Below are 25010 nucleotides of genomic sequence, written 5' to 3' on the forward strand. Positions count from 1 at the left end.
GATTAATAATGCGAAAAAGTCTAATCGCAAAAGTTGTTACAGGTGCACTAGTTAGTGTTTTAGTTAGTGCTTGTACAACCGAGAATAACGCTTCTTCAGTTAACAGTGCCGATGATAAACCGAATAAAGCCAGTGAAATTTGGCCTGTACTAAATATCGAGGTGACGGCTGACCCAGCGGTAGAAAGCAAGGTTTCAGACATTCTTTCTACCATGACACTTGAGCAAAAAATTGCACAGATGATCCAGCCTGAAATTCGCAATATAACCGTCGAGGATATGCGTAAGTACGGATTTGGTTCTTACCTAAACGGTGGTGGCGCATTCCCTAATAACGACAAGCATGCGACACCTGAAGACTGGGTAGCGCTTGCCGAAAAACTATATCAAGCGTCGGTAGACGACAGCCTAGACGGTTCGACTATTCCAACGATGTGGGGAACGGATGCGGTTCACGGTCATAACAATGTTATTGGTGCGACTTTATTTCCTCATAACATAGGTTTAGGTGCAGCAAACAACCCTGAGCTAGTAGAGGAAATTGCCCATATCACAGCAAAAGAAGTGATGGCGACAGGTATTGATTGGGTATTTGCACCAACGGTTGCTGTTGTACGTGACGACCGCTGGGGCCGTACTTATGAAAGTTATTCTGAAGACCCTGCCATTGTTAGGGAATATGCTACTTCTGTTGTAAAAGGCCTTCAGGGCGCTGCAGAAAAAGATTTTTTAAGCGACCAGCGTGTTATCAGTACCGTAAAACATTTCGTGGGTGACGGTGGAACAGTTGGTGGTGATGACCAAGGCGACAATATTGCCAGCGAGCAAGACTTGTTCGATATTCATGCCCAAGGTTACGTGGGCGGATTAACGGCGGGTGCTCAGTCGGTCATGGCGTCATTTAACAGCTGGAATGGTGAAAAGCTTCATGGTCACAAATACTTATTAACTGACGTACTTAAAGATCAAATGGGTTTCGATGGATTCGTCGTCGGCGATTGGAACGGCCACGGTCAAGTAGCCGGCTGTAATAACGAAGACTGCGCTCAAGCCATTAACGCCGGCTTGGATATTTTTATGGTGCCTAGTGACTGGAAGGTGCTTTACGACAACACAATCGCTCAAGTGAAAGATGGCACTATTGCAATGTCGCGTATTGACGATGCGGTTCGCCGAATTCTTCGCGTCAAAGTTCGAGCAGGCCTATTTGACAAGCCAAGTCCGGCTAATCGTCCGCTATCGGCCGACCGTTCATTAATTGGTAAAGCTGAGCACCGTGAAGTAGCCGCTCAAGCGGTTCGTGAATCGCTAGTGTTATTGAAAAATAAAGATAAAACGCTGCCGCTTTCGGCGACTAAACGCATATTGGTAGCAGGTGATGGCGCCGACAATATCGGCAAGCAATCAGGTGGTTGGAGTATTACGTGGCAAGGCACAAATAATACGAATGATGACTTCCCAGGTGGCAGCTCAATTTATGACGGTATTAAGGCGCATGTAGAAAACGGGGGTGGTGACGTAGAGCTTTCGGTTGACGGTAGTTTTGAAACCAAGCCTGACGTAGCGATAGTTGTTTTTGGTGAAGAACCTTATGCTGAAGGCCATGGTGATAGAGAAACCTTAATTTATCAGCACGGCAGCAAAAAAGACTTAGCACTGCTAGAAAAACTGAAATCCCAAGGTATTCCTGTGGTATCGGTGTTTATCAGTGGTCGTCCAATGTGGGTAAATGCTGAACTTAATGCTTCTGACGCGTTTGTTGCGGCTTGGCTTCCGGGGTCTGAAGGTGCAGCGGTAGCCGATGTACTTTTTGGTAAGCATGATTTCAAAGGTAAGCTTTCTTTCTCTTGGCCGTCGGAACCTCAGCAAATCGTGAATAAGGGCGATGAGATCTACGAACCATTGCTACCCTATGGATTTGGGCTAACCTTTGATGCCGAAAACGTATTAAGCGATTCGCTAAACACTGAGATAAAAGTAAGCACTGATAACAACGAGACAATGGAAATTCTAAACGGTGCCGTTCAGTCTCCATGGGTGTTGTGGTTGTATTCGGGTGATGAGTCGTTAACAGTGAGTGCAAGCACTCATACTGTTGGAGCATTGACGTACCGCACCGTCGATAAGGTGGTTCAAGAAGATGCCCGTAAAGTGACATTTGATGGCTCTGAATTCGCCGCGATGCGCTTTGCAAGTAAGAGCTTTTTCCGCGAGGATTTGAGTGCGCAACTACTTACGCAAGGTGCGCTTAGCTTTAATGTGAGCCGTCATTCAGATATCACGCAGCCTGTAACTGTGGGAATGAACTGTGAAGGCGAGGGCGACGCGCCAGGAAGTTGCTCAACACAACTTGATATCAGTGAACAGCTTAAAGCAATGCCTGCTGATACCTGGACGAATGTGAGTATCGACCTACAATGCTTTGTTGACGAAGGTATCGACTTTACCGGCCTTGTAGTACCGTTTGAATTAGGTAGTGCGGGTAAAGCAAGCTTGAGTGTGGCAGATATTCAGTTTACGCCAGGTGCGGCAGAGTCAGCGAGTATAAGCTGTCAGAACTGACGAAAGTTTAAGCGTTAATAATATATTAAACGTCGCCAGTTTAAACACTGGCGACGTTTGCTTTGGAAGCTATTAAATCGCAGCAATAACTGCGTTGTAGTATGCTTCTGGCTGTGTTTGTGCATCAACAGAAGTGCGGATCGCAGCTACAACATCAGCTTTGTTATCTTCGTTTACTTCAAGGATTTCCAGCATTGCGTTTACGTGCTCGCCTTCACCCATCGCAGTTTGCTCAAGTACCGCGTCAAAGTTGTCTTGAATAAACATCGCAACTTTAGTGCGCTTTCCGTTACAAGAATCTTCAGACGATACTTTAGAAGAAATCGCTGTCGTACCAAGGTCCCAGATGATGTTAGAAAGGGCGGCAGCAGTGCCGTTGTCATCAAAAATTGCTGCGCCAATACCACAGTGTTTCCAAGGGTTTACGCCTTCAACATTGTCTTGTGCAAACGCGTTTGAAGATAGTGCTGCGACTGCTAGTGCAATAGATGCAATTTTTTTCATTTTAAAACTCCGTTTTGGTTTTATTGTTTTATTAAAAGTAATACGACAGAGATACCGAATATTCGAACTCTTCGTCATAGCGTAATAATGCCCTAACATCATATTGTTGATTATTCAAAAAGCGTTGTTCCCATGTTGCATAGGTTCGCTTCTGGTCGGGTGCATTGACATACCTCTGATGTCCCACGCTAAAGGACATAGCATATTGTGGTGAAACGTGAGTAACACCACCAAACTCAACCCCTACCGCTAGGTAGCCGCCAAGATTGTTCTTGCTTATGGCGGTTGTAGATAAACCGCCGTATAGTGCAATATTTTGTTTTGGTGAATAACTTTTGCCGACAAGCCCGTCGATGTATAAGGAGCTCATGTCGTTTTGTACAGATAATTCTCTATAACCTGTGGCTAGTTTCCACGCTAATTTGCTATCGCCAGGAAGGCCAGTAGTGGCCGCATTCAAGTTAGTTATGCGCAGAGCGGTTAGTTCAGCAAAATCAATCCGAGCTTCGCTATCGACATATAATTTCATATCAAAAGTTGAGAGCTCCGAAAATGGTATTCGCGCTGGATTAATAGTGAGTAAATCATAATAATTTGCTCTGAACCTAATACTGCCTTGCGTACCAGCGCTGTTATTGTGAACTAGTCCAATTTGTATGAGCGTTGTATCTTGAGCATCGTGAGGTGGCGTTGATGCTTTCGCAGCAAAGCTACTTTTCCCTGGAGGTAGTTCAAAGCGTGCATCTACAAATACTTTTCTATTTTGTTGAGCAGCGAAAAGTGCATCGTCATCTTCCGTTTGTGTAATATATGAAAAGTAATCAAATGCTGTGTCTATGACACGCTTTTTTTGCTCATCGTTTAGTGGCGCCAGAATTTCTTTAAGTGAGTAAGATGAAACTTCCTCTGCTTCTAGTGCTTCTGTTAGTGCCACCCGTTCTTTATCGGTTAACTGCGCGAACCGTGTATACAATGCCTCTTGCCTTGACGGGTGGTAGTTAACCGATTTAATGAGACTAGGGTGGTTTTCTTTAATTGTTGTGACGATGTCGAACGGCATTACCCATGGCTTACCCTTTGGCAAATAAGAACGATTGGTAGCAATGGCAAGAAGCTTTGCAATTTGATACGCACAATTCTGTTTAAAGAAATAATAAGTCATTGGGACCTGTTCTAGTTCCCAAAGATGCGCTAATAAAAACGTGATTTCTTTAGAGCCAAGCGAAAGAGAATATTCCCACAAATCTCTAAGCTCATTTTCAGTATAAGTTAGTGTTTGATGATGGTATTTCTGGTTCGCAAAATAGCCATCATACCCGCCAAATATACCGTTAAAAATATAAGTGATAGGGTGTTCGTTTTCAGGATAACGGGCACCGTAATTATATGTATTATCTAGTAGTTCACTTTGCTCAGTATTATTAAACTTCAAAAATACATGACCATACATACTGGCTGGATTTCCTAGATATCCGGACGCGTATATAAGGCTCATGTCAGTTGGGTTGATGTTCGATAAAAAAGCATCGAATTGCACACAATTCACTTCAGTTAGTGGTTGGACGTACTCAGATATAAACAAAGATCTAGCTGGAAACTTGCATTGCTCACTTGGAGAGTCACGAAAGGCACTAAGTGTGGCTTTTAATTCAGCATAAGCGTCAACTGAACCAGTTTCTGAATAAAAAAAATCGGAAGTTTTAATGGCTGAAGACGCTGAACCAACTAATGGCTTCTCATAATGCAACAATGATAGCCATGTTGGGTGTTGTGATGCGGTTTCTATTAATGTATCGGCGCTTGCAAAGGTAAAAAGCTGCGACAGCATAAATATGGAAACTACAAGGAAACGAATAATTCCTTCCATGAAATGCTTTATTTTTCCGTAAATTTTTTATTCTAATTTTTGATTTTTAACCATCACGATAATACACAAAGTTCCCACTACTATTCAACAAATTCAATGAAAAAGGCCATAACGCTGTTATGGCCTTTTAACTTAAATTGGATGGTAAAATTAAAAACTATATCTAGCGCCTAGCGTGTAGCGAGGGCCGTACTGGCGAGCAAATAAGAATTGCTCCTCAAAACGACCGTAACCACGCTCAGTTTCATCGTTAATATTGATACCTTCAAGGAATACAGTCAGGTTCTCATTAACATCGTAGTTGATGCTTGCATCAATTTGACCGAAGGTGTCAAACTGAGTAGCAGGATTGTCCGACGAGCCTTGAGATTGTCCAATACCCACCACGTAGTCTGAACGCCATGCGTAGGTTACTTTAACTGACAAGCCTTCTTTCTCGTAAAATACTTGGAAGTTGGCCGAGTCACTGATGCCTACCAATGGATCTTGTTCTTCAAGGTTATATGGGTCGTACTCTACGTCTCCATCTACTAATGTGGCGTTTGCACCAAAGCCGAAGCCGGTATCGCCAAACGTATGCTGAATGGCAAGCTCGATACCTTCCACTGTCTTTGAGTCGCTTGAGTTACCAGGCTGTGTAGTTCGCCAAGTGATAAGCGGATCGTCAGCATTCGGTGTTACTACGCCATTTTCATCTGCGTAGCCGTTATTTACAAAGTAATCGTAAATAGCGCTGTCCGTAGCTTGCTCTCCTGCAGCCTCAAGTGCGTTCACCGCTTCGTTCCAACGAGGGCCTTGGTATATATCACGTAGGCCTTCAAATTGGCGATCTTGTCCTGTAGTCGTGATGTAGTTTTCTACCGACTTTCTGAACAAGCCAATTGCGGCGTAACTCGCCTCGTCGTAATACCACTCAAAAGATAGATCTATGTTTGATGACTCGAATGGCAGCAAACTGGTGTTACCCGCTGACGCAGTGCGCGCTCCAATTTTTGGGCTACCGCTAAACGATAAGCCGCCCTGAAGTAAGCCAATTGGCGCACGAGTAATTGATTTACCCCAAGAGAAACGGGCTACAATATCGTCGGTGACATCCACTTTAACGTCGAACATTGGAAGTAAAACGTCGTATTCACCGGTAAAATCTTGTAGTTGAAGACCGTCTTCAAATTGCGTAATCCATTCAGATGCCGCTACCCAGTTGACTTGCTGTGGTACACGTACCTCTGCAGAACTTGGTACTTCTGTTTCTTCATAACGTACACCAGCATTAACTTGTACGTAGTAGTCACCTAGTTCGAAGTCCCACTCGGTTTGAACGTAGATCGAGTCGGTAATCTCTTCAACATTACTTACTGAAGGGGCACCCATAAAGAAGGGGTCGATTGAATAAGCGTTACCTTCTCCAACCACATCTGCAGTTATGTACTGAAGCTGACGCGCGATGGCCTCGTCAAAATTGAAGGTGTAGTAATAGCCAGGGTTCATAGCTGCACCACCACCATCGAAGTTATCCAAGAAACCAGACGTATCATTGCGAACAAACATGCTATCAGGGAAGATTTGTGTGAAAGATGGGTTGAAGCCCGGCCCACCACGTAATCCGCTCCATGCGTTAAAGCCAGACAGCGCTTGTTCTGTGCGCGCGTAACCGAAGTCAACTTTACTTAGCGGAATATCAAAGGCTGAATTGTACCAAGTACCATCAAGTTGAATTTGCTCTATATCAGAACGACCTGGCGAGTATATGAACTGACTGAAGTTAGAGTCGATTTCACTTGGTAGAATTTCATTAGTGCCATTGTTCCAGTTTACAAAAACTTGAGGAATCTCACCCTCGCGGTAGTCGTAAACCTTTGATTCTAGCTGGTTGGAGCCTAAAATAATTTGCCCCGAGCTGCCTAGACCCTTATCAAATCCGTTGTCAATTTCATTGTATGAGTCGTGATAATCAAGACTTAGGCGAAGGTTGTCGTTTACCATCCAGTCTAAGTTGACACCCAATGAGCGAGCATCTACGCGAGTTGTATTTCGGCTTGCGGTGAAAGAAGCATCATCGCCACTAATATCGGCAAAAACAGCCGTACCATTTTCATCAAGCTCGTATGCGTTGATGTTAGCGCCAAAGTTATTCCAAATACCCCAGCCAACCGAATTAGAGCCTGTCGTTGCTCTACTTGCGGTGTAGTCGACGGTCGCAGTAAAGGCATCAATTGGTCGGAATTGGAAGACAAGTTGCCCATTCTGACGTTCACGTTGAACATCATTAATACCGTAATTCATGTCTTTAGGAAAGAACGCAGCATTGGTGATATTGGTACGATTATCTACTACGCTAGACGGATCTAAGTCGGGAAGTGCCTCGTTTTCTTGGAGCTGCCAACCCTGGATATTCGCTGATTGTTGCTGGAAATCACGCTCTTGATGCGAGAAGGATAAACCGAACCCAAACATATCATCGGCAAACGTGTTGCTGTAAACGCCCGCAATTTCTGGTGTTAACTCATCACCTTCATCAACAGAGGTATCATGAATGCCCTTGACTGAAATTGTAGCATTTTGACCAGGCTGAGAGAGTGGCTTCATGGTAATGATGTTTACCGTTGCACCCAAGCCGCCACTTGGATTTTCAGCGCGTGCTGTTTTTTGAAGTTCTAACGTACTTACGCCTTCAGACGAAAGGTTAGCAAGGTCAAATGAACGGGTAAAACCAGTACCAGGCATTTGACGACCGTTTAGTGTCACTAGGTTGAATTCTGGACCAAAACCTCGAACGGTAATTTGGCTACCTTCACCGTTATTACGGCTAATGGTTACACCAGTAATACGTTGCAATGCCTCTGCAAGGTTCGTGTCGGGGAACTTGCCCAGCTCTTCAGCTGATATTGCATCTACTACACCGTTTGAACTGCGCTTTAAGTCCATAGAGCGGATCATGCTGCCGCGAATACCGCTAACTTGTATAACTTCTACTTCGCCTTCCGCGGGTGTTGCCGTTTCCGCCTCTTGTGCGTAGGTAGGTAGTGCTAGTGTGGAGCCCATCAACAAAGCCATTGACGTGGCAAGCTGGGTCTTTTTAAAAGTAGTGTGTTTCATAATTGCCCTACTGATTCTTATCAATAAAACACCGCCACCCGTTTTCGAGCGGCGGTGGCTTTGTTATTGCGCTGCTATTTCTACGTTATCTACGCGATATACTGCACCTTCGCCCGTCCCCCATGCTGGAAACATCATGATGACGTTGATAGCACTAATATCTAGGCCAGCGTCAAACAGAGTTTGCAGTGGGAACGTATAGGTCTGCCATTCGCCTTGCACAGGCTCTGCACCTTCAAGACTTGCAGAAAGTGGAAGCTCAACAGCGGTTGATGCGCCTATTGACTCTATTTTAAATAGCCAAGGTGCTGACGAATCATTTGGCATTGAGCTTACTTTCATCTCAAAGCGCACTGCGCCGTTTGTAAGTAGTGAGGATGCATCGTATGAGTGACCGTCGTCTGCAATGATGCCCATTACGGTTGGTGCTTCGCCAATTCTGAACTCTGCAACGGTGCCATGCTCAGCGTCGTCGATTTCTTCTGTAGGTGTCGAACCACCACAGCAATCCCAGATTCTCCACTGCTCTGCGGCAGTATCTGCAAACAGGGTAATACCTCCGGCTGGCGTTTCAGCACCACTATCAGGGTGATAAATCTTCACGTTGTCTAGGCGATAGACCGCGCCCTCACCTGTTCCCCAAGCTGGGAATACCATGATGACGTCGATACCACTTACATCTAAGCCGCGTGCCTGTAGGTCTGAAATAGGGAAGGTATAGGTTTGCCATTCACCTTCAGATGGCGCTTGACCCTCTACGCTTTCAGCAAGCGGAAGCTCTACAGCAGTGGAGGCATCGTTAGATTCTACTTTGAATAGCCATGATGCCTCGGCGTTGTTAGGTGCATTAACTACACGCATATCAAATTGCAGTAAACCGCCATCTGTTAGCGCTGTTGCATCAAATGGTGTATCACCACCGCCAGCAGCAGAGCGAGTGATAAAGCCCATTACGGTAGGTTCTGCGCCAATGCGGAACTCCGCTGTTAAACCGTGTTCTTCATCGTCCATTTCTTCCGTTGGCGTTGAACCACCACAGCAGTCCCACATAGGCCAATCCGGATTTTGGCCGTCTTCGAAGATGGTAAGTTCAGGATAGGTAACGCCACCTTCTTGTGAGATTTCAACATTGGCAATGCGATAAACTGCGCCGTTACCAGTATCCCACGCAGGGAAAACCATGATTACATCGATAGCACTCGTATCAAGCCCAGCCGCAGCCAGTGTGCTTAGAGGGAACTCATACGATTCCCACACGCCTTGCTCTGGCGTTGCGCCAGCGGTGTCTGACGGTCCTACATAACCATCCATAAGAGGAAGTTCTGCAAAAGTACTACCTTCAGAGCTTTCAATTTTAAATAACCAGTTTGTGGTTGCATTGTTTGGGAGCGAGGTTACCTTTAAGTCAAACTTAACGCTGCCGGTCTCTTCTATTGGCGAAGCGTCGAACGGCGATGCCTCACCTTCTGGGTCGGTGATAAATTGCGATCGGCTAATAAAGCCCATTACTGTAGGTGCTTCGCCAAATGTGAATTCGTACACTTGACCTTGGCCCGCATCTTCAACTAATGCAGGCGTTGAACCACCACAGCAATCCCATGCTGGCCAATTCGGATTTGGTGTTCCATCAAAGATAGTCAGGTTTTGTGGAATACCTGTAGATGGCGGAGACGGAACAGGCGCTGCACCTTCAACTAATGCGTCATCTAAAGAATCATAACCCGGGCGAACAGTTTCACAGCCTTTGCCAGTGTCCGGATCTGAAGCACATTCATAAACGCGTACATAATCAATCTCAAAAGTCTGACCGGTTGCGAATGCGTCTGCGTCTATGCCTGTCTCGTTAACGGCCTCAGGCCAGCTTCCGCCCACCGCTAGGTTTAAGATTAAATAAAACTCCTGGTCGAATGGGGCATTATCCCAGTGTGTTGTTAGCTCGCCAGTACCTTGTTCATAGTACTCAGCATACCAACCGCGGTGTGTAAGACCTGTAGCGTCGCCGTTTGCATTGTAACGCACCTCAGAACGTCGCTGCGTAGCGTACAAATATCCATCCATGTACCAGCGAATTTCTCCTTCCTGCCATTCAATGGCGTAGGTATGAAAGTCATCGGCAGGGTTTGCACCATCTGGTAATGAATAGGCTTGGCCAGAGCTATCGTTATTTGGCCATTCTTGACCGTAATGAAGGGTGCCATAGATATGATTTTCTGGATTACCTTCAGCGTTGGCCGCTTTTAGGTTGACTGCTTCAACAATGTCTATCTCGCCAGAGCGTGGCCAACCGCCGTAAACTTCATCCGTTGGCATCATCCAAAATGCTGGCCAGCTACCTTGGCCTTCTGGCATTTTTGCACGCATTTCAATGCGTCCGTATTTAAAGTCGGCTTTGTAACGTGTATTAAGACGGGCCGATGTGTACGGTTTTGGCGCACCCTCTTCTGCTGGAAGCGCAACAATTTTTAAACTGCCTTCTGAAACAAAGGCGTTGCCTTCACTGTCGGTATAACATTGTGCTTCGTTATTACCTCCACCGTTACAATCTACTTCATGGGTCCAGTTATCGTCATCAATACTAGTACCGTCAAATTCGTCACTCCAAACAAGCTGCCAGTCAATGACTGGAACAGACGCGTCAACAGCTGTGATATTGGTAGAGGTTTCTGCTCCACCACCACAGCCAACTAGAGTTGTGACTGATATCGCAGCAGCTACCTGCGATAGTTGAGTGAATTTTTTATTCATTATTTCAGCCTTGGTCAAAGATTTTGGTTTTTTATGTTGTGGCAAAAGCCACATTTAGCCTTTTGGAAGCGCTTACATTTTTGTTTTAGAGTTTTGTAAGCGCTTACATTTTGCTAACATTAATTCAACGGCAATCAAAGGTCAATGCATCTAGCTTAGTTTTGAGCCTTATATTGTTAAATAATTGGTCTAATACATTGCCTCTAAAGTAAGGCGAAAGTGGCGGTGTAATCGATATTTCTTGGGCTGCAAAACAGCAAAGGCTGTCATTTTTTTGTAGTTAACAGATTTTTAATGAGAATAGAGGTATCAATGTTTATTTCAATCTGTATAGCCGTCAATAGTGTCTAAGCACGCGTGTTTTACATCTGTATTGTTAAGTAATGTAGGCGCATGTTTTTAATTTAACAGTTATTAAACACTTGCATTACATTCATCCTGATCGTATTGTTGTATGTAAGCGCTTTCAAATATTCCGCACTCTTTTGTAAGCGCTTACATAGGGTGCTGAATTTAAGTGCCAAAATAAAGTATCGAATTAAAAATGTGGGGAGAGGGTGACGTTTTTACAACTTACTCATTCCCTACATCCATTAAACAGTAATGCTGGGATACACATGACTACATTTAAGAAAACACGTTTGGCATCAAGTATGTCATTAGTATTGGGAGCACTCATTACGTCTCCAGTACAAGCGCAGGAAAACGATAACGAAATCGAAGCCGGAAACTTTGAGGTGATTGAAGTAAGCGGTATTAGAGAAAGTTTGACTAAGGCCATGCTAACAAAGAAAGCAGCATCAGGCGTAGTTGACGCAATTTCTGCCGAAGATATTGGTAAGTTTCCCGATACTAACCTAGCAGAATCATTGCAGCGAATTACTGGTGTTTCGATTGATCGTTCTCAAGGCGAAGGTAGTCGAATCACAGTACGTGGTTTTGGACCAGACTATAACTTGGTTACGTTAAACGGCCGTCAAATGCCTGCGGCTAACATTGCTGCTACTTCTGCATCATCGTCACGTTCATACGATTTTGCGAACTTGGCGTCTGAAGGTGTTTCTGCGGTAGAAGTGTATAAAACAAGTCTTGCATCTCAGCCTACAGGTGGCATCGGTTCTACGGTTAACCTAGTTACTGCAAAACCATTGGCAAACCCTGGAAGAAAGGCCACTATCACAGCGAAAGGTATGATGGACGGTTCAACCGAGACCGGTAGCTCTATCACTCCGCTGGTGTCTGGTATTTACAGTGAAACGTTCAATGACGATAAGTTTGGTATTCAGATTATCGGTTCTTATCAAGAGCGTGATGGCGGTCAGGCAAGCGCCGAAACAGGTAATGGTTGGTATACTATTAAAGGTGACGGCGGTGACTGGGGCTCGCTGCCTCGCGATGGTTCGTTTACCAATATACCAGGCCCGAATGATGTTTATTCAACACCTCGTAATCTAGCGTATAACTTTGATGAATTCAGCAGAACAAGAACAAATGGCCAATTGACACTTCAATATGCGCCTAACGACAGAATTACTACATCATTAGATTACACCTACTCTGAGTTGGAAGTTCAAACACAGAGACAGCAACTTTCTACTTGGTTCAATGGGCTTCCTGCCTATGGTGAATATACTCCTGGCACGAATTCAGAAGGCTCTGTAATGGGCCCAGTAATTTATGCTGATTCTACATGCTGTGACATCGGTTTAGGCACTTCAGATACTTCAACTTATAACGAAAACAAATCACTTGGTTTCAATGTTGAATGGGTTGCGACCGACAATCTTACGCTAGAGCTAGATGTCCATTCATCTACTGCTGAAGCGGGCCCTTCTAATGACTTAGGAAGTGATAATGTGGTTAGCGCAGTGTCTTTTGACCGCGTATTGACTGAAGTTGACTACTCGCAAGACTTCCCAGTGATGGACATTACTTACGCAGATGGCGTGAACGGGCTAGATCCTGCTCGCATGTCTACATCAGGTACGTCATTCAGAAACAGCTACATGAAGTCTGAAATTGACCAAGTTCAATTCCGTGGTAATTACTTCTTCGACGAAGGAACAATCACGAGTATTGATTTTGGTATTACGGCTATGGAGGCGAAAAACCGTTCTGCTTACTCAGTTGCACAGCGCGATACATGGGGTGGTTATGGAACGGCTGATGATTATCCAGATGATATCTTCATGCAAGAAGACCTTCCAAGTCGCTTCGATGACGTGTTAGGTAGTAATGGTGCTGATTTAGAACCATTCTACTATGCATCAAATATGCAGGACCTGATTGGAGCGATAAGCGCTATAGCGGCAGCAAATGGTGAAACTATCAGTCCATGTGGTACGCGTCTGTGTATGGATCCAAATTATCAAGTAGATCGCCGTGTTACTGAAACTCAAATTGCTGCTTACTTGCAAGCAAATATGGAGTTTGAGTTAGCAGGTAAACCAGTGTGGGTAAGTGCCGGTCTGCGCTACGAAGATACTGACGTAGAGTCTACAGCGCTCGTTCCTCAGTTCACGACTATTCAATGGTCAGGAGCAAACGAGTTCAATGCAGTTATTGACGGCGAAACGTTTACGACTCTTGACGGTGGATATGACCACTTCTTACCATCACTTGATTTCAAGATGGAGATGAGTGAAGACTGGTACGTAAGAGCATCTTACAGTGAAACCATCACCCGTCCTGGATACGGAGATATACAAGGTGGCTTAACCGTAAATCAACTTGCACGTTTTAACGGCGGTACAGGTAATGCGGGTAACCCAAATCTGTTGCCATTTGAATCAACGAATATCGATTTCTCGACAGAGTATTACTATGGCGAAGGAAGTTATGTGTCTATCGGTTATTTCGATAAAACAGTAGATAACTTTATTGGTTCTGACACGTTTGTAGATACGATTTTCGACTTGCCTACACCATTTGGTGGACCGCGTTACGATGAAGCTGTGGCAGCACTGGGAACAGATGATGCTGGTGCGGTACTTGAGTATTTGCGAGCAAACTTTGGTGACCCTGTACAAGGTATACCTGGCGAAGATCCGCTGTTACCTATTACGGTAACTCAGGCTGTTAACTCTGATACCTCTCGTTCCGTAGACGGTTTTGAGATGGCGGTTCAGCACATATTCGGTGAAACTGGCTTTGGTGTTATCGTCAACTACACAACGGTTGACGGTGATGTTACTTACGATAACTACAACACGAACAAAGGTGAAGGGGTACAAAACCAGTTCGTGCTACTTGGTCTAAGCGATACAGCTAACGCCGTACTTTTCTATGAAAAAGACGAGTGGGAAGTGCGTGTTGCGTGGAACTGGCGTGATAAGTTCCTGTCAGGAACGATTGACGGAAACGGCGAACGTAACCCGACTTATGTAGAAGCATACGACCAAATTGATGTTAACGTGCGTTATAACGTTAATGAGAACCTTGAACTCTTTGTTGAAGGGATTAACGTAACTGGCGAATATCAAAGAGCGCATGGCAGACACCCGAATATGCTTATGGGTATCTACGATGTTGAGCCTCGCTACAATGTTGGTGTCCGTTACAGCTTCTAAGTATTACTAAGTTGTAACTTAAAGAGCGTTGTGGCTTATGCCGTAACGCTCTATTTTTATCTGCGTTAGAAATAGAGTAGTGTTCACCAAGTCGAAACTCCATCATTGTTGGTAAGTAATATGAAGGAATCACATTTCCAAGCTCCATTAACTTCCATTGTCGTGGCAGGCGGCGGTGCTGCTGGGTGGTTAACAGCTGCAATTCTCGCTGCAGAGCACAACATCAAAAACAATGACCGTGTGTCGGTGACACTTGTGGAATCCCCAGATGTAAAAATACTAGGGGTAGGCGAGGGCACATGGCCCACAATGCGGGATACACTGAGAAAAATAGGGATCAGTGAAGCCGATTTTATCGCATCTTGCGATGCGTCATTCAAGCAGGGCACCCGTTTTATAAACTGGAAGTCGACAGAGTCGGAGAATATCTACGACCATCCTTTTAGCCTTCCGGCCGGATTTTTCGAAGGTGAAGTTGGGGCATGGTGGCTATCACACGGTCACCAGCATCAAAAATCTACCTTTTCCGAAATGTTTAGTACGCAGTCATTACTGTGTAACTTTTCTAAAGCGCCAAAGCAGGTGCAAACACCACCCTATGCCGCCGTGGCTAATTATGGCTATCACCTTGATGCTCACAAATTTGCAGAGTTACTAAAAACACACTGTATCGAAAGATTGGGTGTTAATTATGTTAACGACCATATAGAGCATATTAAAGAAGATGTTGAGGGTTATATAGCAAGCCTAGAGTGTAAGTCCCAAGAAATACGTGGTGACTTATTCGTCGATTGTACGGGGTTCTCTGCAAGCCTGATTGGAAAACATTTTAATTCACCCATCACCGATGTATCACAGGGCCTGAAAAATAACAGTGCGATGGCAGTTCAAGCTGGCTACGTTGATGAAACTGTTGATATTGCTTCGGCGACATTATCTACAGCCCATGAGAACGGATGGATTTGGGATATTGGTCTACCGCACAGAAAAGGCGTAGGCTGCGTCTATAGCAGCGAATTTGCAAGTGACGAGAAAGCAGCAGAAACGCTGAAAGCCTATCTAACATCATGTAAAAAAACGAAAGATGTATCGGAAAATGACTTTAGAAAAATCACTTTCAGCCCAGGCTATAGAAAAACAGCATGGGTTAAAAACTGTGTTGCGGTAGGTACAAGCGCAGGTTTTGTAGAGCCACTAGAGGCATCGGCTTTAGTAATGGTTGAAATGTCCGCTCGTTTTATTTCGGAGCACTTGCCAAATCATCGTGAAATTATGCCCTCGGTGAGCAAGCGTTTTAATAGCAACTTCACGCGTCGCTGGGAGCGTATCGTTGATTTTCTGAAGTTGCATTACGTGTTAAGCGAAAGAAAGGATTCGCCCTATTGGCGCTTTATGACTAACCTTGATAATGCCTCTGAACAGCTCAAAGATTGGCTGCTTGAGTGGCAGTACAGACCTATCTCTTTAACAGATTTCTGCTATGCCGACGAACTTTTTCCAGCGGCTAGCTACATGTATGTACTTTACGGAATGAAAGCGCCAGAGCAATTCGCTATTAACTTCTCTCGATACTCTGATAGCGTGATGGGACAAACGTTAAACGCAGTAAAGGCGAACGAAAAACTGTCTCACAAGCACGTTGCTGCTCTTCCGACTAATCGTGAACTAATTAAGGCAATTCGCGCATAGAATTGCACCTAGGAGAAAATGATGGCAAATCATGTTTTGCTAAACAATGTGGAACACAAAGATCTAAAAGTGATTCAAGACTTTTCACTTTCACCTGACGCTAAGCAAATGTGTGTCGCCGCTTTTCCTGTTGAGGCTAGACATGCACAAGCACATTATCCTCTTGTTTTCGCAAAAGATGGTGAAGGCAACTTTCAAATGGTTGCATTGTTTGGACTAGAACAAGGTGAAAACTTATTTCTAGACGATGACAAGTGGCACGCTTCTTACCTTCCTTTAGTCATTGAAAAAGGGCCATTTTTAATTGGAAGAAGCAATACGGATGGCCAAGAGCGCTTGTCTATTCATGTCGATATGGACGACCCGAGAGTAGTAAACGAACCCCACGATAGTAGTGTTGACGTGTTTTTGCCTCATGGAGGTAACAGTGAATATATCGACAATGTAGCAAATGTACTCAGCACGCTACACGAGTCTCAAGCTAGTCACGAGCAATTTATAGCTGCCCTTGAGGCAAATAACCTTATCGAGTCGTTTGTTGTAGATATTGATCTGGATGGCAACGGAACGAATCGTTTGTCTGGCTTTTATACAATTAACGAAGATGTGCTTAAATCGTTGGATAAAGATGCACTAGGAGATCTGCACGAGAAAGGTCACCTAAACACGATTTATATGATGCTCGCGTCTATGTCTCAACTGAGTACTCTTGTTACGCTTAAAAAGAACGCGCGTGAGAAATAGACAATTGAGCCGTTGCAAAGATAAGAGAGCGTTTCGCGTCTATGGATAACATGTGGCAGCGTCGCTGCGCCAAACCAGAAACTGTAACAACGTCGACCCTTGAATGCTCGCAAAGTGGACTTGCTGAGTATCTTACTGGGCGGGACGAACCGCTCGTTATTGAGCAGCTTGTTGCAGAGTGGCCACTTGTTCAAGCTGCGAAGGCTAGCAATGAATCTTTGTGTGACTATCTTCTTGAGTTTGATAGAGGTGCAGTCGTTGACGCAATTCGATTGCCAGCGTCTGCCGATGGCCGCATGTTTTACAACGACGATATCACCGGCTTTAATTTCTCGCGGGTTAAAATGCTCTTTAAAACTGCGCTAGGCGCGCTTTTGGCTGAGCAGCATAATTCAACGGCCGAGACCCTTTATGTGGGCTCTACAACAGTAGATTCCTGTCTGCCAGGTTTGCTTGGAAAAAACAAAATCGCGATTGAGTCGTTGGACCCATTGGGTACGTTATGGATTGGTAATAAAAGTCGCATTGCTGCGCATTACGACGCTCCTGATAATTTAATCTGCGTTGCGTCTGGTAAGCGAAGAGTAACGTTGTTTCCCCCTTCTCAGACGAAAAATTTATATGTTGGGCCGCTGCATTTTACGCCTGCAGGTCAACCGATCAGCATGGTTGATTTCAGTGCGCCAGACCTGAATAAATATCCTCGATTTGAGGAGGCGATGAAGCATGCCTTGGTGGTAGAGTTACTTCCGGGCGACGCGCTATATATACCGTCTATGTGGTGGCATCACATTGAAGGTACAGAATCAATTAATCTACTTATCAACTATTGGTGGCGAGATGTACCCGCATATATCGGCCGCTCCGAAAATGCTTTATATCACGCGCTACTTACTTTAAAGCAGCTACCCAAGGCACAGCGAAGAGCGTGGCAGGCGCTTTTTGATCATTACGTCTTTGATGACGACGGGACGCGTTTTAATCATATACCGCCGTCAAAGCAAGGCCCTCTTAGCGAGTTAGACGAAAATACCGTACGCCAGTTTAAAGCGTGGCTGGTTAACAATTTAAAGCATTAAATTAGAGGTAAATATGGCATCTACGCAGACAAAGAAAAAGCAGCGATTGGTCATAGCCGGTGGAGGTACCGCAGGCTGGATGGCAGCAGCCGCATTTACACGGCTGCTAGGTAAAGAAGTTGACGTCACGCTTATTGAAAGTTCTGAAATTGGGACTGTGGGCGTAGGCGAGGCCACTATTCCAACGCTTGTCTTTTTTCATAAGTTGCTCAAGATTAATGAGCAAGAATTTATGGCCCAAACCAATGCAACATTTAAGCTGGGCATTAACTTTGAGAACTGGAAAGATCTTGAACATGCTTATTTGCATGCCTTCGGTGTAACGGGAAAAGACTGCTGGGCAGCAGGTTTCCAGCATTTCTGGATGCGAGGTCTGAAAGAGGGGCTCGCAACTGACTTCGGCGATTACTGCCTAGAGCGGAAGGCGGCAGAAGCAAATAAGTTCGCTCATTTGCCAAACAATGGCCTAAATTACGCTTATCATATTGACGCCACACGCTACGCTGGATTTTTACGCAACTTGGCGGAGAAAGAAGGTCTACGTCGCATCGACTCTACAATAAAAGAAGTAACAACAAGAGAGCCGGATGGCTTTATAACGGCGTTAACCTTAGCATCTGGTGAAGTAATTGAAGGTGACTTCTTTGTTGACTGCACAGGCTTCAAAGGTCTATTGATAGAAAAAGCGCTACATACAGGTTATGAAGACTGGTCGCATTGGTTACCTTGCGATAGTGCTGTAGCGGTTCAGACAGAGTCTGTTGGAGAACCTATCCCTTATACTCGTTGTATCGCGCATGAAGCCGGATGGCAATGGCGAATTCCTCTGCAAAATCGAGTTGGTAACGGCATGGTGTTTTGCAGTAACTATTTTTCTGATGATGAAGTCATTGAGAAACTGTTAAACAACGTAGAAGGCAAGCCACTAAACGACCCTAGAGTTATTCATTTTAGAACGGGAAAAAGGCGTAAACAATGGAATAGGAACTGTTTAGCACTAGGGTTGGCCAGCGGCTTCCTTGAGCCTTTAGAGTCTACGAGTATTCACCTAATTCAGCAGGGCATAGTGCGCTTTCTTCGCATGTTTCCAACTGCAGGAATTGTGCAAGAGGATATTGATGAGTTCAACCGTCAAGCTGATTTCGATATTGAGCACATTCGGGACTTTATTATCCTTCACTATCATGTGACTAACAGGACAGATTCGCCGTTTTGGCGACACTGTCGTCAAATGGATATTCCAGCATCTCTGCGACATCGTATAGATTTATTCAAAAAAACAGGACGTGTGTTTAGAGAAGGTAGCGAATTGTTTGATGATTCTTGGCAGCAAGTTATGATTGGACAAGGATTAATGCCACAAAGCTACCATCCGATTGTGGATACAATGAGTCGACAGGAGTTGGAAACCTTATTAAATAGTATTAAGCAAGGTATTGAAAAAACCGTTGCTAAACTACCTCCTCACCAAGACTACATTACTCGTTTCTGCGGGTAAGGCTTAACAGTTAACTTTCCAGCGTGGTGAGCAATAGGCGCCACGCTATATTTTCAGTTTGTTAACCCTGCTCCAGCGCATTATTTTAATTGCCTCAAAATCGAAAAAAGAAGAAAAAGCTTATGTAGGTTGGCATAGTATAGTTCGGTACACTTAGCATCGGACACCTACATGCACCATCACGACCACAGTCATCATCATGGTGAACCATCGGCTCATCGCGAAGACTCCGCGCGCATTGGCTGGGCGTTCTGGCTCAATTTTATTTTTACTATTATTGAATTTCTCGGCGGATGGCTAACTAATAGTGTCGCCATTATGGCTGATGCTGTTCACGACTTAGGTGATTCGCTTTCCATAGGCTTGGCGTGGTATTTAAGTAAACTTGGTCACAAGGCATCAACCGAAAAATACACCTACGGCTTTAAGCGTTTGAGCCTCATGGGGGCGATGATAAATGGGGTGATCCTTGTTATTGGATCAATATGGGTATTGTCTGAAGCCATCCCCCGTTTATACAACCCAGAAATGCCTATGACGGAGGGTATGATAGGACTTGCTATTTTGGGTATTTTGGTAAATGGATTCGCGGCCTACAAGCTCCATGGCGGTCATTCAATGAATGAAAAGGTGCTGAACTGGCACCTAATTGAAGATGCAATGGGGTGGGTCGCAGTACTGGTTGTTGCCATTGTCCTTCATTTTGTAAAGTGGCCTATTCTCGACCCAATATTGTCTATTTGTTTTACGCTCTTCATTTTAATAAACGTAGTGAGATACGTTGTGCAGACCATGTCTTTGTTTTTGCAAGGGGTGCCTGACTTGGCTACAAGAAATGCGATCAGCAATGCGTTGTTGGGAATACAGCATGTTGAAGAAATCCACCACGTGCATTTTTGGTCACTTGACGGAGAGCAGCATGTGCTTACTGCACATGTGGTAATTAACTGTGCAATAGACAATAAAAAATTGCGACTACTCAAACAAGAAGTTCACGCGCGTTTATCGCCCTTTGGGCTTGCGCATACCACTATAGAGTTTGAATTACCGGGAGAACCCTGCCGTGATGAAAGTGATCATTTGCATGCTCATTCTCATCATCATGAGCACGAAGAAATACGTTGAACGTCTTTATTTTTTATAAGGGCATGCCTTGCTGCTGATTGGCAAGTGGAGGCGAAGCAAAAAAGAGGGGCGTTTGCACGCCCCTTTGAACACAGACGTTTTGAAGCTTTAGAACTGTGCTTTAAATGCTATGCCGTAGTAACGGTCTGCATCTCGAGGAATTTGATAACGGAAGTTGTCACCGCTATATGTGGTTGCATAGCTTTCGTCTAACAGATTTTTAGCAATCAAAGATACACGGAAAGCGTCGTCTTTGAATGAGAAACTAACACTAGCATTAAGCATGCTGTAGTCAGGTAGCAATGAGTGCGGATTAAATTCACCTGTGTTACCCGGAAGGTCAGAATACTGTTCATCGGTGTAGATGTAAGACGCGTTGTAATAAACGTTAAAACCATGCTCTGTTTCCATAAAATACTCAGCTGTTAGTGAGTACTTCATGTCAGGCGAGAAAGGCACATCAAGACCTGAACGGTCAGTACATGTTGCCTCTTCGGGACAATTAAACTTGTCAATTTCTGCTTTGGTATATGCAGCACCACCGATAAGGGTTAAGTTGTCAGTAGCGTTCCACATCATGTCAAGCTCAATGCCTTGAGTGGTAACATCACCAGCATTAGTAAGACGGGTAATACACGCACCGTCTGAACAGTCAAAGTTGTTCGCTTGGAAGCCTTCAATGTCGGTACTAAAGAGCGCAACGTTTAGTAGCAAATCACGACTTGCGTACTTATAGCCTATTTCGAACGCGTCAGATTCTTCAGCACCAATAGGTCTGCCGTCGTTCGCTGGATTGAAGTTATAGTAAACGTTGAAACCAGGGCCTTTGTATCCTTGTGAGTAAGTTGCATAAACCATCTGGTTTTGGTCCAGGTCGTATTGAAGACCAACACGGCCAGACAGATTGGTTTCATCTACCACACCTTCTGCGTCAGTGTTTTCGGTAGCAGGGCGCACACCAACACCACGACGACCATATTCATCATTACTGATGCGACGATGCTTATAAGACACTTCGTCATCGGTATAGCGAAGACCGAAGATAAGACGCATATCATCAGTTAAGTCATAAGTTCCGTCGCCATATACCGCCCAGTTATTAAATTCGGTACTCATAAATGCGGTGGCAGAAACAATATCGTTTGCATTGCACGATACACCTAATGAATCAGCGTAAGCGTCTAAGTCTGATAGTGCGGCACTTAGGTCGTCACCCGATAAATTGTTTTGTGCGTAAAACGAAAGTGCATCACCAAGTTGGCCTGCATTATTCTGGCAGCTCGCATCGCGGGTAAAGTTGCGTTCTGAATCCATGTTCCAGTAGAACATACCAGCTAGGAAGTTAAATGGGCCAGACAGGTTTGAAGCAACACGGAATTCTTGAGAAAACTGACTCCACTCTTGCTCACCTACATCGTGTAATTGGAATGGTACGCCAAATACAGGTTGGTCGCTGTCGCCAGCAATCGAGGTGAAGTCACCTTCACGGAATTCAGTATTTTCCCACGAACGCTGAGCGGTGATTGAAGTGAACGTATAATCGCCAACGGTTTTATCAACCTGAACAGAGAAGGCTGAGTGGTCGTCAATAGTACGAGACTCAAAGTCATGGTCAATTTGACGCTGCTCTAAATCAATACCGTCAGCAATAGTCGCGCTGCTAGGCGCAGCTTCTGAATCTGGATTACGACCGCTTGATACGCCCTCTAAGTCAGCACAGCAATCGTCATCAGCACTGTAAAATTCGCTGATAAATTTTACTTTTAAATCGTTGGTTGGTTCATAGAGTACTACTGCACGCGCACCTTCGCGGTCATAGCCGTTTACCGTTTCGTTGTTGTAAACGTTGTCGATGTAGCCGTCGAATTTACCTTGGAAGACAGTCAGGCTAGCTGAAAGGTCGTCGGTTAAACCGCCGCTCACCGTGCCTTTTAAACGATATTCATTGTCTTGGTAAAATTCTGTAGAAAGGCTACCCGTTAGCTCTTGTGAAGGATCTTTTGTGGTGATGTTGACTACACCGGCTGAAGCATTTTTACCGAAAAGCGTACCTTGGGGACCGCGCAACACTTCAATACGATCAACGTCATAGAGGTCAGCGAAAGCTTGCCCTGAACGGCCTAGTACCACACCATCTACCACTGTCGCCACACTTGGCTCGGCAGCGATACTAAATGAAATTGTGCCAATACCACGAACGGTTAGTGCAGAGTTACGGGTTGTTGTACCTTTGCGGAAGCTTACCGATGGAACAAGCGCTTGAAGATTTTCAACATTGTTTGCGAAAGCCGATTCTATCTGGTCACCACGCAATACGGATACTGCAACAGGGACGTCGCTAATACTTTGTACACGTTTCTGTGAGGTAACGACAATTTGCTCGAATGACTTGTCGTCTTTAGCTGTTTCAGTTTGTTTGGTTTCTGCATCTTGCGCATAGCCATTTGCGTGAAGCAGCAAGCCAGATGTCATAGCAAGGGTTACCGCCTTACTAATGATCGATCTTTTTGTATTCATGTTGTTCTCCAGGGTCTTTCGCTTATCTCGCTCTAACTAACAATGGCCAACACTTTTTTTGATATATCAACCGTTGTAAGTAGACGGTGCTTGGTTTTTATTTTTAGTACGTAGGGTACAGCGCTACGCGAATTTCTATTTGAAGAACTAGATAAAAGATATCTTTTATCTAGTGTCTTATATAAGAGTGATTAAGTTAAACAATTGTTAAGTCGTTTGCAAACGTTATGTTAATTTTTTCGTGTTTTTTCTATACAGAACTAAAATGTTTGGCTTATGCGGGCTGCGAGGTTAGACGCTCTAAACCTCGCTCATATCTTACACGCCACCATTTAAGGCTTAGTCCAATTGCGACAAAACATGTCGCCCATAATCCAATAAGTGCCGGAATAAAGGCGCTGCTAACACCACCCACAAAGCCTACAGGAGAGAACATCAGGTACAGTGTTGCAATAAGGCCAACAAGCACAATGGCGCACGGTATCGCATAGCGCCACGGGGTCATATTAACTTCGGCTTTGGGCGTAAAGTGCCATGGTGTCGCCATTGGGTAAAGCTTGCCTATCGTTAACATAATGGCCAGTTCGATAGCGAATAAGATGGCATAAATATGAATGAAGTTGATATCGACTTCCCATACGAACTTAAGCAGTCCATAAGCGATGACGTGGAAAATAATGGCCACTTTTGCGGCTAGGGCAGGTACTTTCTTTGTAAACAAACCAACCAGTACAATGGTGATTACAGGGATATTGTAGAACCCAGTGAATATACGAATGATTTGCCACAATCCCTCTGGAGCAAACATAAGCAACGGCGCAGTAATAAAGGAAAGAACCGCAATAACAATACTGGTGATTTTGGCAACGCGTATTAGCTTTTCGTCACTTACTTTATTCTTCTTGAAGGGTTTATATACATCCAAGCAAAAGAGGGTGGCTGCACTGTTAAGTAAAGAATTAAAAGAGCTAAACACCGCACCCAGCAGGACCGCTAAAAAGAAGCCTGACAAATATTGTGGCAGCACATCTTTCACCAAGTGAGGGTAGGCTAGATCGATAGTTTGAAGATTTTCGTCTTGATACAGGTGGTATGCGATTACGCCTGGCAGCATCATCATAAAAGGCACTAGCACTTTAAAGTAGCCTGAGAATAATACGCCTTTTTGGCCTTCAACCAGATTTTTTGCCCCAAGAGTACGCTGAATCACGTATTGGTTTGTACCCCAATAAAACAGATTAGCTAAGATCATACCGGTAAAAATAGTACCGAAGGGGACAGGGTCGTCGGGTCCACCTATAGCATTGAGCTTTTCAGTTTCCGTTGTAGCAATAGTAGATAGACCTTGGCTAAAGCTGCCGTCGCCCAATGCAACCAAGCCTAAAACTGGAACCAGTAAACCCACAATTAAAAGGCCCACACCGTTGATGGTATCTGATACTGCCACTGCCTTTAAACCACCAAAAATAGCGTAGAGCGCGCCTATGGTGCCAACAATCACAATGGTCATAACTAAGCCTACTTCATAACTTACGTTAAAGAGGCCTGGTACATCAAAAAGCCGAAGTACGGCAATAGAGCCAGAGTAAAGTACCGACGGAATAGTTACTAATGAATAGCCCACCATAAATAGAACAACCGTCATCCTACGTACGCTATCGTCAAATCGGTCGCGCAAAAACTCAGGCAAGGTGGAGAAAGCGCCTGCTAAATAACGGGGTAAGAAAATAAGCGCCATGATAATGGTAGAGATGCCTGCAGTGACTTCCCATGCCATCGCACTTAAATTGTAGCCAAAAGCAGAGCCATTTAAGCCAATAAGCTGCTCTGCGGAAAGGTTAGTAAGGATCATGGACCCGGCAATAAAAGTGCCGGTAAGCCCTCTTCCAGCAAGGAAGTAACCGTCTTGCGTGTTTACTTCCCCTTTAGTTTTCATGTAAGAAATAACGGCAACCAGTGCCATAAACGCCATGCATGATAGCAGGGTAAGGGTGATATCCATGTACTGCTCCTATT

The 25010-nt window shown here is 44.7% G+C and carries 13 protein-coding genes; 7 read left to right on the top strand and 6 right to left on the bottom strand.

The features are described 5' to 3' along the window. Positions 1–8 precede the first annotated feature (8 nt). Complete coding sequence (locus tag C6Y39_RS18100; protein WP_105932608.1) at positions 9–2561, top strand: glycoside hydrolase family 3 protein; 2553 nt, start codon at positions 9–11, stop codon at positions 2559–2561. A 72-nt stretch (positions 2562–2633) separates the two neighbouring features. On the opposite strand, the gene C6Y39_RS18105 is transcribed toward C6Y39_RS18100, so the two are convergent. The 4 genes from C6Y39_RS18105 to C6Y39_RS18120 form a co-directional block, all read right to left on the bottom strand. Further along, a complete protein-coding gene (locus C6Y39_RS18105) occupies positions 2634–3065 on the bottom strand; it encodes a DUF3015 family protein (RefSeq protein ID WP_105932609.1) in 432 nt (143 codons plus the stop codon). A 31-nt stretch (positions 3066–3096) separates the two neighbouring features. Then, positions 3097–4932, bottom strand: a complete 1836-nt coding sequence (locus C6Y39_RS18110; protein ID WP_105932610.1) for an Lnb N-terminal periplasmic domain-containing protein — start codon at positions 4930–4932, stop codon at positions 3097–3099. A 150-nt stretch (positions 4933–5082) separates the two neighbouring features. Then, the gene (locus tag C6Y39_RS18115; protein WP_105932611.1) at positions 5083–8028 is read right to left on the bottom strand and encodes a TonB-dependent receptor; all 2946 of its coding nucleotides are present in this window, start codon (positions 8026–8028) and stop codon (positions 5083–5085) included. A 63-nt stretch (positions 8029–8091) separates the two neighbouring features. Then, entirely contained in the window at positions 8092–10773 is a 2682-nt protein-coding gene (locus C6Y39_RS18120; protein ID WP_105932726.1) for a glycoside hydrolase family 16 protein, read from the bottom strand. Between the two features lie 617 nt (positions 10774–11390). On the opposite strand from C6Y39_RS18120, the gene C6Y39_RS18125 reads away from it, so the two are divergent. The 6 genes from C6Y39_RS18125 to C6Y39_RS18150 all read left to right on the top strand — a co-directional run bounded on the left by C6Y39_RS18125 (position 11391) and on the right by C6Y39_RS18150 (position 20477). After that, positions 11391–14342, top strand: a complete 2952-nt coding sequence (locus C6Y39_RS18125; RefSeq protein WP_240618931.1) for a TonB-dependent receptor — start codon at positions 11391–11393, stop codon at positions 14340–14342. A gap of 120 nt (positions 14343–14462) precedes the next feature. Continuing rightward, complete coding sequence (locus C6Y39_RS18130; RefSeq protein WP_105932612.1) at positions 14463–16031, top strand: tryptophan halogenase family protein; 1569 nt, start codon at positions 14463–14465, stop codon at positions 16029–16031. Positions 16032–16052: 21 nt separating this feature from the next. Beyond that, on the top strand, positions 16053–16775 hold the full coding sequence (locus tag C6Y39_RS18135) for a SapC family protein (protein WP_167390684.1): 723 nt from the start codon (positions 16053–16055) through the stop codon (positions 16773–16775). A gap of 41 nt (positions 16776–16816) precedes the next feature. Then, the gene (locus C6Y39_RS18140; RefSeq protein WP_240618932.1) at positions 16817–17854 is read left to right on the top strand and encodes a cupin-like domain-containing protein; all 1038 of its coding nucleotides are present in this window, start codon (positions 16817–16819) and stop codon (positions 17852–17854) included. 13 nt (positions 17855–17867) lie between these two features. Then, positions 17868–19352, top strand: a complete 1485-nt coding sequence (locus tag C6Y39_RS18145) for a tryptophan halogenase family protein (protein ID WP_105932614.1) — start codon at positions 17868–17870, stop codon at positions 19350–19352. Between the two features lie 171 nt (positions 19353–19523). Then, a complete protein-coding gene (locus C6Y39_RS18150) occupies positions 19524–20477 on the top strand; it encodes a cation diffusion facilitator family transporter (protein WP_105932615.1) in 954 nt (317 codons plus the stop codon). A 108-nt stretch (positions 20478–20585) separates the two neighbouring features. On the opposite strand, the gene C6Y39_RS18155 is transcribed toward C6Y39_RS18150, so the two are convergent. Together C6Y39_RS18155 and C6Y39_RS18160 are read right to left on the bottom strand one after the other, a co-directional pair. Next, on the bottom strand, positions 20586–22994 hold the full coding sequence (locus C6Y39_RS18155; protein ID WP_105932616.1) for a TonB-dependent receptor: 2409 nt from the start codon (positions 22992–22994) through the stop codon (positions 20586–20588). 274 nt (positions 22995–23268) lie between these two features. Further along, positions 23269–24996 (bottom strand): solute:sodium symporter family transporter, encoded by a 1728-nt coding sequence (locus tag C6Y39_RS18160; protein ID WP_105932617.1) that lies wholly within the window; start codon positions 24994–24996, stop codon positions 23269–23271. Positions 24997–25010 lie beyond the last annotated feature (14 nt).

Origin of the sequence: Alteromonas gracilis, assembly GCF_002993325.1 — a bacterium.
Lineage (GTDB): Bacteria > Pseudomonadota > Gammaproteobacteria > Enterobacterales > Alteromonadaceae > Alteromonas > Alteromonas gracilis.

Bases quoted from the DNA above. Each gene is read 5' to 3' on its own strand.
- C6Y39_RS18140 (WP_240618932.1), top strand. From the start codon at position 16,817: ATGGATAACATGTGGCAGCGTCGCTGCGCCAAACCAGAAACTGTAACA.
- C6Y39_RS18135 (WP_167390684.1), top strand. From the start codon at position 16,053: ATGGCAAATCATGTTTTGCTAAACAATGTGGAACACAAAGATCTAAAA.
- C6Y39_RS18115 (WP_105932611.1), bottom strand. From the start codon at position 8,028: ATGAAACACACTACTTTTAAAAAGACCCAGCTTGCCACGTCAATGGCT.
- C6Y39_RS18145 (WP_105932614.1), top strand. From the start codon at position 17,868: ATGGCATCTACGCAGACAAAGAAAAAGCAGCGATTGGTCATAGCCGGT.
- C6Y39_RS18160 (WP_105932617.1), bottom strand. From the start codon at position 24,996: ATGGATATCACCCTTACCCTGCTATCATGCATGGCGTTTATGGCACTG.
- C6Y39_RS18150 (WP_105932615.1), top strand. From the start codon at position 19,524: ATGCACCATCACGACCACAGTCATCATCATGGTGAACCATCGGCTCAT.
- C6Y39_RS18120 (WP_105932726.1), bottom strand. From the start codon at position 10,773: ATGAATAAAAAATTCACTCAACTATCGCAGGTAGCTGCTGCGATATCA.
- C6Y39_RS18125 (WP_240618931.1), top strand. From the start codon at position 11,391: ATGACTACATTTAAGAAAACACGTTTGGCATCAAGTATGTCATTAGTA.
- C6Y39_RS18110 (WP_105932610.1), bottom strand. From the start codon at position 4,932: ATGGAAGGAATTATTCGTTTCCTTGTAGTTTCCATATTTATGCTGTCG.
- C6Y39_RS18105 (WP_105932609.1), bottom strand. From the start codon at position 3,065: ATGAAAAAAATTGCATCTATTGCACTAGCAGTCGCAGCACTATCTTCA.
- C6Y39_RS18130 (WP_105932612.1), top strand. From the start codon at position 14,463: ATGAAGGAATCACATTTCCAAGCTCCATTAACTTCCATTGTCGTGGCA.
- C6Y39_RS18155 (WP_105932616.1), bottom strand. From the start codon at position 22,994: ATGAATACAAAAAGATCGATCATTAGTAAGGCGGTAACCCTTGCTATG.
- C6Y39_RS18100 (WP_105932608.1), top strand. From the start codon at position 9: ATGCGAAAAAGTCTAATCGCAAAAGTTGTTACAGGTGCACTAGTTAGT.